Annotated in this window: 5 protein-coding genes and 1 pseudogene; 3 read left to right on the top strand and 3 right to left on the bottom strand. The window is 43.5% G+C overall.

Translation table 11 applies throughout. The annotated features are described in order from the left end of the window. Positions 1 to 75 precede the first annotated feature (75 nt). Both QT996_RS27405 and QT996_RS27400 read left to right on the top strand, forming a co-directional pair. Positions 76 to 228, top strand: a complete 153-nt coding sequence (locus QT996_RS27405; protein WP_333050545.1) for a hypothetical protein — start codon at positions 76 to 78, stop codon at positions 226 to 228. Positions 229 to 448: 220 nt separating this feature from the next. Continuing rightward, positions 449 to 604, top strand: a complete 156-nt coding sequence (locus tag QT996_RS27400; protein ID WP_333050543.1) for a hypothetical protein — start codon at positions 449 to 451, stop codon at positions 602 to 604. A gap of 37 nt (positions 605 to 641) precedes the next feature. Here QT996_RS27400 and QT996_RS27395 read toward each other — a convergent pair. The 3 genes and pseudogenes from QT996_RS27395 to bchB form a co-directional block, all read right to left on the bottom strand. Continuing rightward, positions 642 to 893: pseudogene (locus QT996_RS27395) on the bottom strand (type II toxin-antitoxin system RelE/ParE family toxin); the annotation flags it as partial. Between the two features lie 29 nt (positions 894 to 922). Continuing rightward, positions 923 to 1,144 carry a hypothetical protein gene (locus tag QT996_RS27390; RefSeq protein ID WP_333050541.1) on the bottom strand — a complete coding sequence of 74 codons (222 nt, stop codon included), beginning with the start codon at positions 1,142 to 1,144 and terminating at the stop codon, positions 923 to 925. A gap of 83 nt (positions 1,145 to 1,227) precedes the next feature. Next, on the bottom strand, positions 1,228 to 2,754 hold the full coding sequence (gene bchB / locus QT996_RS27385) for a ferredoxin:protochlorophyllide reductase (ATP-dependent) subunit B (protein ID WP_242723164.1): 1,527 nt from the start codon (positions 2,752 to 2,754) through the stop codon (positions 1,228 to 1,230). Between the two features lie 1,019 nt (positions 2,755 to 3,773). Here bchB and QT996_RS27380 point away from each other — a divergent pair. Continuing rightward, positions 3,774 to 9,287 (top strand): AAA family ATPase, encoded by a 5,514-nt coding sequence (locus QT996_RS27380; RefSeq protein ID WP_333050538.1) that lies wholly within the window; start codon positions 3,774 to 3,776, stop codon positions 9,285 to 9,287. Positions 9,288 to 9,498: the final 211 nt, after the last annotated feature.

Here is a 9,498-nt window from a genome sequence, read left to right as displayed (position 1 = left end):
ATATGAGGACGACCAGACATTGTAATTCTCTCCTTTACTTTTTACACAAGTCTATCACATCTTTAAAAAAATGGTATGACTAGCCGATGGACAATTAAAAAACTGGCACTTTGGATTGCTGAGAGGACTTATGTACTAACAGGCGATCGCGAGGACAAAGCAGAGAATTATTTTAAATATTGTGCGCCAACTGCGGGCGCGGATGCTAATTTTCATCAATTTCGATAAGTGCGATCGGGTAGCCCTGACAATGCAGGACTACCCTATATAAAAAGATTTAATAATACCATCAGATAAAGAATATCTCTCTAGGATAAAAAACTGTTTTATTCTCTCAAACACTCTTTAATCACATGGGCAGCTCTTTGGTATTTTATTGATGAGCATAACGCCAGTTTATCTATCAAATAAAACCCCTAATTATACTGCCTATGCAGGACTACTTAAAATGGTTAGTTTAAAACTATCAGGGGGAGGGATTTACGATCGGTTAATGGCTCAAGCTGCACTGAAAGTCGGTGTGGATGTGTTGTTGACTCTTAACCCTAATGATTTTACTCGACTGGGAGATGATGTCAGGCGGTTAGTGCAAGTACCGGGTTAAGCCGATCGCACGCTTGTTGGAAAAGGGCGATCGTTACTTAATATACTTCATCATGCGTCCCAATATCAATCAAGACGATCAATTCCTCTTGCGTTTCATTATCTTGCTCAAAAGTATAGATAATTCGGCAATCGGACTCAACCCAACAAGCCCAAAGTCCTTCTAATTGCCCCCGCAGTTTATGTGACTTCAATGGAGGATAAAATGGATCGTTCACTAACAACTCCAAAACCGAAAAGATTTTCTCACCTAATTGCGGGTTTCTCTTGATAACCCGTTTAAAAGCCCGTTTAAAACTGTTGTTTCAAACTAGAGTTTTCATTCTTCATGCAGTAAATCAGCTTTTAACTGTGCAAGGTTGCCTCGCTTTGCTGTGCCGGCTTTTAAAGCACTCAAAACCTCTCTTGCATTGCTAGCAATTTCCATTCGCCGATTTTCAATTCGCCGTTTCTGAATTAATTCAATTAACAAATCTTGCTCTTCAATTGCCAGAGATTCTACATATTCGATCGCGGTCTGGAAAGCAATAGAATTAGCCATAAAGAACTTTTCTAGGTTTGAAAAGTGACAGTGCATTTCTATTTTACTAAGTGAGGTGGGCAAATGCCCACCCTACCAATAAACTACGCGCCGACAGATTCCTTCGCTGCGTAAAGCACCTCAACGGTAATCTTATCAATTCCCCGATCGCGCGCGAACTTCTCAGTATTCCGCTTCACCTTACCCCGCACAAAACCAGGGATTTTATTCAACTCAGCTTGTCCATCCTTCGTCCAACCCATATCAGAGTCAGCCGAAATTCCCTTCGTAATCACTTCCTTGGTATCGTGGCCGCCGAAGATTTCCAGCAAGTGGTCTTCCATTCCCAAAGTAAAGGAATTGTACACCAAATCTACGCACTGATTCGTGCCTTCATAACCCAAAAATGGCTTGTAGCCGATCGGGAAATTTTGGACGTGAATCGGTGCAGCAATTACGCCGCAGGGAATATCCAACCGTTTACCTACGTGGCGTTCCATTTGGGTGCCGAAAATTGCCGAAGGTTCCGCTTTGGCGATCGCATCCCCGATCGCCCCATGATCGTCCGTCACCAGCACTTCATCACAATACTCGCTTACCTGTTCCCGGAACCAATCAGCGTCGTGTTTGCAGTAGGTTCCAGCCCACACAACGTGGATTCCCATCTCGCGAGCCAAAATCTTCGTCATCGCCGCAGCGTGGGTATTATCGCCAAATACGACGGCTTTTTTGCCCGTTAAGTTTTGGCAGTCGATCGACCTTGAGAACCAAGCAGCCTGCGACACAAACCGCGTTTGTTGGTCAATAAAATTTTCGTAATCAACATCCGCACCTTGAGCATTCAAAACTTGCTGAATCTTACGGATACAGCGCGCCGTTTCCACCACACCCATCGGCGTAATATCCACCATCGGCGTGCCGAATTCTTTTTGCAAATACTCCCCGGTCATCATCCCCAATTCCCGATAAGGAACCAAGTTAAACCAAGCGCGTGGCAGTCTTTTTAAGTTGTGAACCGAAGCTCCTTCGGGAATAACTTCGTTGACTTCAATGCCCAAATCTGCCATTAAACGCTTCAACTCGGTGCAGTCGTGCTGGTTGTGGAAACCCAGGGTAGACATACCGATAATGTTGACAGATGGTTTTTCGCTTTTGGCTTCTACTAAATCGCCTTTTTTGCGGGCTTTGTTAATGTAAAATTGGACGATTTGATCCAAAGTGCGATCGGCAGCTTGCAGTTCGTTGACGCGGTAATGGTTCACATCCGCCAGCAATACATCGCCTTTAGCATCCAATTGAGCACGCTCCACGAAGTTTTCCAAGTCTTCTTGGAGAATGCTGGAGGTGCAAGTCGGGGTGAGCACGATTAAATCTGGGTGTTCTTCTCTGTCTTTGCGGGTGATGTTGTCCACCACCCGTTCCTGCGAGCCCCGGGCCAGTACGTGTCTGTCAACGACGCTGGTAGTCACCGGGGTGAAATCCCGTTCCCTCTCCAGCATGGAACGCATGACGTTAAAATAGTCGTCTCCAATCGGTGCGTGCATGATTGCATGGACGTTTTTGAAGGAAGTGGCGACGCGCAAAGTGCCGATGTGGGCTGGGCCTGCGTACATCCAATAAGCCAATTTCATAGGTATTTTTCCTGGTGCTGGTTGAGAATTGCCCGATCGGGCGATTACTGCTAAATTTTAAGGTTGTTTCTGATTTTCTCACCGGATGAATCCTTTAGAAATAGTAACTTTCTGATGATTTCCAGATGTGGTAAATGCTCAAAAGCCTTTGCTGCTTAGGATTTGGCCCGTAATTCCAACAAATTGACCTTGCTTTTATGGCAATAATTCTTAATCTTTTCTCCAATTTTCTTCAGAGCTAGGCAAATCCTATCGCCCTAGAGTTCGCTGCCGCGCACCAGACAAGGTGCAATAATTCGGCATTTTTTGTCAAATTTACTCTGGTCAAACGGTCAGTTAGTATTGTTAATCGATCGGTCAAAATAGATAGAACTGAAGGAAATTTCAGATTCCCAAGCAACACTTACTTCCCTCAGCGCCTCGGTCGCCAATTATATAGCAATCCTTGCAGGAGTCGTAAATTTTTTACCCCACCCCAACCCTCCCCGAACCCGCTCGCTCGGGAGTAAGAAATTCACCAATGATTTAGTCTTGCTATAGTTAAGATTTGCATCGGCCGGTTTTTTGAAGCACCGCAAATTCGTACCCGATCACCGGAAAAAATACATCTTTCACCACTTGCATATTTTTACGAGATGTGGTGACGCTCCACTAAAGTCAAGCGATTGCTGGGAATCTGAGATGATTTAGTTGTCAGCATGGCGATCGAGCATTAGAGGAAATCCTTGCACAAATCCTGTATTTGTGATCTTGTTTACCTAACTGCTGAGGTGACGAAAGCCCAGCGTGCTTTTGTCAGCCGTAACTCTTTCCTGTCAAGGCCTGCTTTCCCACACATCCCAAAAGATAGCTCTTGAGCGATAATGAAGAATAACATAGGATTTACGAAAAGAAACCCGATTTACACGATAAAATCTTGGGTTTGTCAACGACTAGCAACGAAGAAACCCGGTTTCTAGCCCGCCGCGCGTCAGTCCTGTAACATTGACCAAGCACACCTAATTTGAGAGAACCCAACTATGATGGCAATTCCCGGCGTTGCAGTTCTCGCTCTCATTTATGAAAGCAGCACTTCCCTGGTTTACCGCGGCCACAACGAGCAGAACAACCAACCTGTTATTATCAAACTTATCAAAGAAGACTATCCGACTCCTGAAGAACTGAATAGATACAAGCGCGAATATGAGATCACTGCCAACTTAAGTCTGTTGGACGGAGTTGTGAAAGTGTATAAGTTGCAACAGGTTAGAAATAGTCTGGCAATGATCTTAGAAGATTTTGGCGGGGAATCTTTAAAAATATTTATGGGTTCTCAAAAATTTACCATCTTAGGATTTCTGACTACTGCCATCAAAGTTGCTGAAACTTTGGGAGAAATTCACGGAAAAAATGTAATTCATAAAGATATAAACCCCTCTAATATAGTTTTTAATCCTGCTACAGGACAAGTTAAACTCATAGATTTCAGCATTTCAAGTGCATCCAATCTGGAAAATATAACGAGTAAAAATCCCAATTTTTTAGAAGGCACTTTAGCCTATATGTCGCCCGAACAAACCGGCAGAATGAACCGGGTAGTGGATTACCGCACCGACTTTTATTCCCTCGGCGTGACCTTCTATGAAATCCTGGCAGGACAACTCCCTTTTTCCACTACAGATCCCATGGAGTTAGTTCACTGTCACATCGCTAAACAGCCAGTACCTCTCGCTGAAATGGCCCCAGAAATTCCTCAAGCTGTTTCAGATATTGTGATGAAATTGTTAGCAAAAACCGCTGAAGAGCGCTATCAAAGTGCTTGGGGACTAAAAGCCGATTTGGAATCCTGCCTGTTTCAGTGGCAAACATCTGGGGTTGTTTCTGAGTTTCCTCTCGGCAGCCAAGATATTTCCGACAAATTTCAAATACCTCAAAAACTTTACGGCAGACAGCGAGAAGTTGAAACTCTTTTAGCGGCATTTGAACGGGTAGCAGCAACAAATAATCGAGGCTACCGCACCGACGATTCTCAAATTTCTGTCATCAAAAAAGAGAGCCAATCGAAAAAACAAATTCCCTTGTCAGTCCTCGCGAGAGGACAGCATAAATCCCGCAGCGAGATGATGCTGATTGCCGGTTATTCCGGTATAGGTAAATCTGCTATGGTGAAGATTTTAGACAAACCTATTACCCGCAGGCGTGGATATTTTATTTGGGGAAAGTTTGACCAGTACAAGCGGACTATTCCTTACTCGGCAGTTGTCAGCGCTTTTTCAGAATTGGTGCGGCAACTGTTAACTGAAAGTGAGGCTCAATTAGCAGTTTGGCGCGACAAACTCCGCAGTTCCTTCGGTCAAAACGGACAAATTATTATTGATGTCCTTCCCGAAGTTGAACTAATTGTCGGAGCTCAGTCTCCTGTAGCTGAATTGGGGCCGACGGAATCTCTCAATCGCTTTAATTTAGTATTTCAAAATTTCATCCGCGTATTTTGTCAGCCCGAACATCCGCTGGTCATTTTTCTCGACGATTTGCAGTGGGCTGATTCCGCTACTCTCAAATTAATCGAATTGATGATGACAGATGAAGCTACGCAATATCTGTTTTTAATTGGCGCTTATCGGGATAATGAAGTTAGTCCTACTCATCCTTTAATGATGACAGTGGAGACACTGCGAAATCAGGAAGCTATCATTAATCAGATTGCTTTGTCGCCGCTGGGGGTGGAAAATATAACTCATTTGATTGCGGAAACCTTGCACAGCGATCGAGAATCGGTCAAACCTTTAGCTGAATTGGTAATTAGCAAAACCGATGGCAATCCTTTTTTTGTCAATCAATTCCTGCAAACATTGTATCAAGAAAACCTGCTAGTTTTTCACCCGCCACAGTCGGGGAGCAAGGGTGGCTGGCATTGGGATATGACTCAAATTGAGCAGTGCGCTATCACTGACAATGTAGTAGATTTGATGGTACAAAAATTGAGAAAGCTGCCAAGTTCAACGCAGCAAGTTTTGCGTTTAGTGGCTTGTTTGGGGAACGAATTTGACTTAAATACTCTTTCTTTAATTAATGAGAAAGAAGCCTCCGAAACTTTTTCTCACCTGTTGCCAGCGATTAAGTCGGGACTGATACTGCCAACTTCGGAATTGGAAAGCAAGTCATTAGATTACGTGCTGTTTCCGCTATTAATTCTGAATTATAAATTTTTGCACGATCGCGTACAGCAAGCAGCTTACGCTCTGATCGACGACTCGCAAAAAAAGGCAGTTCACCTGAAAATAGGCAGGCAAATCCTAGAAAACACTCCGGCTGAATATCGCGCTGACAGAATCTTTGAATTAGTCGATCACTTGAATGTAGCTCGATCGCTAATTAAAGATGATCGAGAATTAATTGAACTGGCAACGCTGAATTTAGACGCCGCGCGCAGAGCCAAAGATGCCACTGCTTATGTTGCTGCCTTGCAGTATTTGACCGCCGGCATGGACGGTTTGAGCAAGGATATTTGGGATGATCACTACGACTTAGCCTTTGCCTTGCACATGGAACGGGCAAATGTTGAGTATTTAAACGGTTTTTTTGAGAACTCAGAAGAATTTATTAATATAACGTTGGAAAAAGCGCGATCGCCCTTAGAAAAGGTAGAAATTTACAACCTGCTGATCGTGCAGTACACCCTGCGGGCGAAGTACGAGGAAGCCGTTAAAGCCGGAATCAAAGCTTTAGACTTGCTAGGCATTGACTTGCCGCTAGATGGGCTACAAAAAGTCATATCCGAAGAATTTGCAGCAGCTACAAATATTTTAGCAGGTAGAGAAATAGCTTCCCTAATTGACGCCCCCGAAATGACTGTACCCGACAAAAAAGTTGCCGTCAAATTAATTACCAACTTGCTGACATCGGCGTACCTAAAAAATCCCGACTTGTGGAAAGTCAGCGTTTTAAAAGGAGTCAATCTTTCTCTACAATACGGTTTAGTACCCGAAGCCTCTCTTTGCTATGCTGGCTACGGTATGTTCTTAAACGCAGTTTCGGGAGATTACAAAGCTGCGTATCAATTCGGCTTGCTATCGCTGAATCTCAGCGAAAAATCTGGCAATATCGGCTTGAAATGCAGAGCTTGTTCATCCTTGGTCAGTATTTTTTATTACTGGTTCAATCACATCAAAGATTCCCACGCAATCAGCAATGAAGGATATCAAGCAGCTTTAGAATCAGGAGATTTAGAGTATGCGGGTTATATCCTGTCCAACCGCATAGCTAACTCATTTTTTCAAGGTAAAGAAATCTCGCAAATTCTAGTCGATACGAGCAGGTATTTGCAGTTCAGCCAAAAAACCAAAAATCAGCTCGTAACCGATATATTATTAGGAGTAGAGTTAATCCTCCGTAACCTGAGCAAACTAACTTCTGAAAAGTTTGTATTTGAAAGCGAAGATATCAGCGAAGCTGAATACGTACACAACTGCCAAGCTCATCAAAATTTGTACTCGCTCTGCCTTTATCAGATTCGCAAATGCCAGGTAATGTACTGGTACGGCAACTTCAACGAAGCGCTACAACTAGCTTTTGAAGTAGAAAAACAGCTATCTTTTATTACCGGAGCGATACCCGCTACCGAATGGAATTTTTTCTTTTCTTTAACTTTAGCCGCCGTTTTCCCAAATGTTTCAGAAGACAAGCAAAAGGAATACTTGGAAAAGTTAGAGGAAAACCAAAAACAGATGAAAATTTGGGCAGACAACTGTGCCGAAAATTTTCTGCATAAGTACCTTTTAGTACAAGCAGAAATAGCCAGAATTTCCAAGAAAGATTCAGAAGCTGTAGAACTGTACGATTTCTCTATAAATTTAGCCCAAGACAATGAGTTTGTCCAAAATGAAGCGCTAGCTAATGAACTAGCAGCTAAGTTTTGGTTGAGTAAAGGCAAGTATCAATATGCCAAAATCCACTTGCGCGAAGCTCACTCGTGTTACTTGCGCTGGGGTGCAGTTCGCAAAGTAGAAGATTTAGAACAGAAGTATCCGCAGTTGCGGGAAATGACGCCAATCAATGGAAGTTTTAACAACAATCAAACTACCACAACTATTCATACTTCTACTGGCAGCGATGCTAGAGTGCTGGATTTGGCAACGGTAATGAAAGCATCTCTGGCGATTTCTAGCGAAATTGTCCTCGATAAGTTGCTGGCTTCTTTGATGAGAATCTCCTTAGAAAATGCGGGGGCTCAATTAGGTTTTCTGATTTTAGTCAGAGATGGCCAACTGTTGATTTCAGCTAAAGCGTCAGTATTTGCTGAAGATGTAGCTGTGCTGCAATTTACGCCTGTTGGAGACTATCATGATTTACCTGTGACGGTGATTAATTATGTGGAAAGGACTCGCTCAGATTTGGTTTTGAGCAATGCGGCGGCTGAGGGACTATTCACAGCCGATCCTTACATCGCTAAACACCAACTGCAATCTATTTTGTGTACTCCAATCATCAATCAAGGCAAACTGATCGGCATTCTTTATTTAGAAAACAATTTGACTGTCGGAGCATTTACTCCCCACAGATTGGAAGTTTTAAGGTTGCTCTCTTCCCAAGTTGCTATTTCTTTAGAAAATGCTCTGCTTTACAATTCAGTGGAACAGAAAGTGCAAGAGCGGACGCAGGAGTTAAATGAAAAGAACGAGCGATTAGAACAAACTTTGCGCGAACTTAAACTAACTCAAGCTCAATTAATCCAAACGGAAAAGATGTCTAGTTTGGGGCAAATGGTCGCTGGTGTAGCTCACGAAATTAATAATCCTGTAAGTTTCATCTACGGCAATCTTAATCCGGCTAGCGAATACGTTAAAGACTTGCTAAAATTGATTGAGCTTTACCAGCAGCACTATCCAGAACCTGCTGATGAAATTCTAGAAGAAATAGAAACAATTGAGCTGGAATTTTTGAGCGAGGATTTGCAAAAGCTGCTGGATTCCATGAAAGTAGGAGCGGAAAGAATCCGGGATATTGTGCTAAGCTTGCGGAATTTCTCGCGCCTCGACGAAGCGCAAATGAAGTCGGTAGATATCCATCAAGGCATCGACAGTACGGTGATGTTGCTGCAACCGCGCCTGAGAAAAGAGGGCGGGCGTTTGGGAATTGAGGTGATTAAAAATTACAGCACGCTACCCCTAATTACTTGTTATGCGTCTCAGTTGAATCAGGTATTTATGAATATTTTGACAAATGCGATCGATGCTCTCCTCGTAGCAAGAGATTACCCGGAAAATTCTCATCAACAGCCTACGATTACAATTTCTACAGAGGTGACTGACAGGAATTCTGCCATAATTAAAATTGCCGACAGCGGGCCGGGCATGAGCACTGAGGTGCTGCACAAGATATTCGATCCATTTTTTACGACTAAGCCCGTGGGCTCGGGAACTGGTTTGGGATTGTCTATTTCTCACTCGATTGTTGTCAGTTCTCATGGCGGAAAATTGACTTGCGTTTCTACACCCGGAGAGGGGAGCGAGTTTATTATTGAAATTCCGATCGCCCCCAGGCAAGTTTTGTAATCGGCGCCACCATCAACCGACTTTCCCAAATCAGTTCCAGCTAGCAACCCTTAACAATCCGGCCACGCATTGCGTTTACTAAACTTTGAATTCGCAATTCAAGCTCGGCGAAAGCTCTGCATTAAAGTCGATCGCCTGACGGGGTGACAACCCCGTCGAAAGCATTCCCTGTAGAGCTTTGGGGCGTTTTGTGGTAAAAAAAGATGGGGTC

The organism is Microcoleus sp. S13C4, from assembly GCF_036700865.1.
Lineage (GTDB): Bacteria > Cyanobacteriota > Cyanobacteriia > Cyanobacteriales > Microcoleaceae > Microcoleus.
The sequence above is the reverse complement of the archived record's forward strand: the minus strand, read 5'-3'. Positions and strand labels throughout refer to the sequence as shown.

Excerpts from the sequence above, each read along its gene's own strand:
- QT996_RS27405 (WP_333050545.1), top strand. The coding sequence starts at position 76 with ATGACTAGCCGATGGACAATTAAAAAACTGGCACTTTGGATTGCTGAG.
- QT996_RS27400 (WP_333050543.1), top strand. The coding sequence starts at position 449 with ATGGTTAGTTTAAAACTATCAGGGGGAGGGATTTACGATCGGTTAATG.
- QT996_RS27390 (WP_333050541.1), bottom strand. The coding sequence starts at position 1,144 with ATGGCTAATTCTATTGCTTTCCAGACCGCGATCGAATATGTAGAATCT.
- bchB (WP_242723164.1), bottom strand. The coding sequence starts at position 2,754 with ATGAAATTGGCTTATTGGATGTACGCAGGCCCAGCCCACATCGGCACT.
- QT996_RS27380 (WP_333050538.1), top strand. The coding sequence starts at position 3,774 with ATGATGGCAATTCCCGGCGTTGCAGTTCTCGCTCTCATTTATGAAAGC.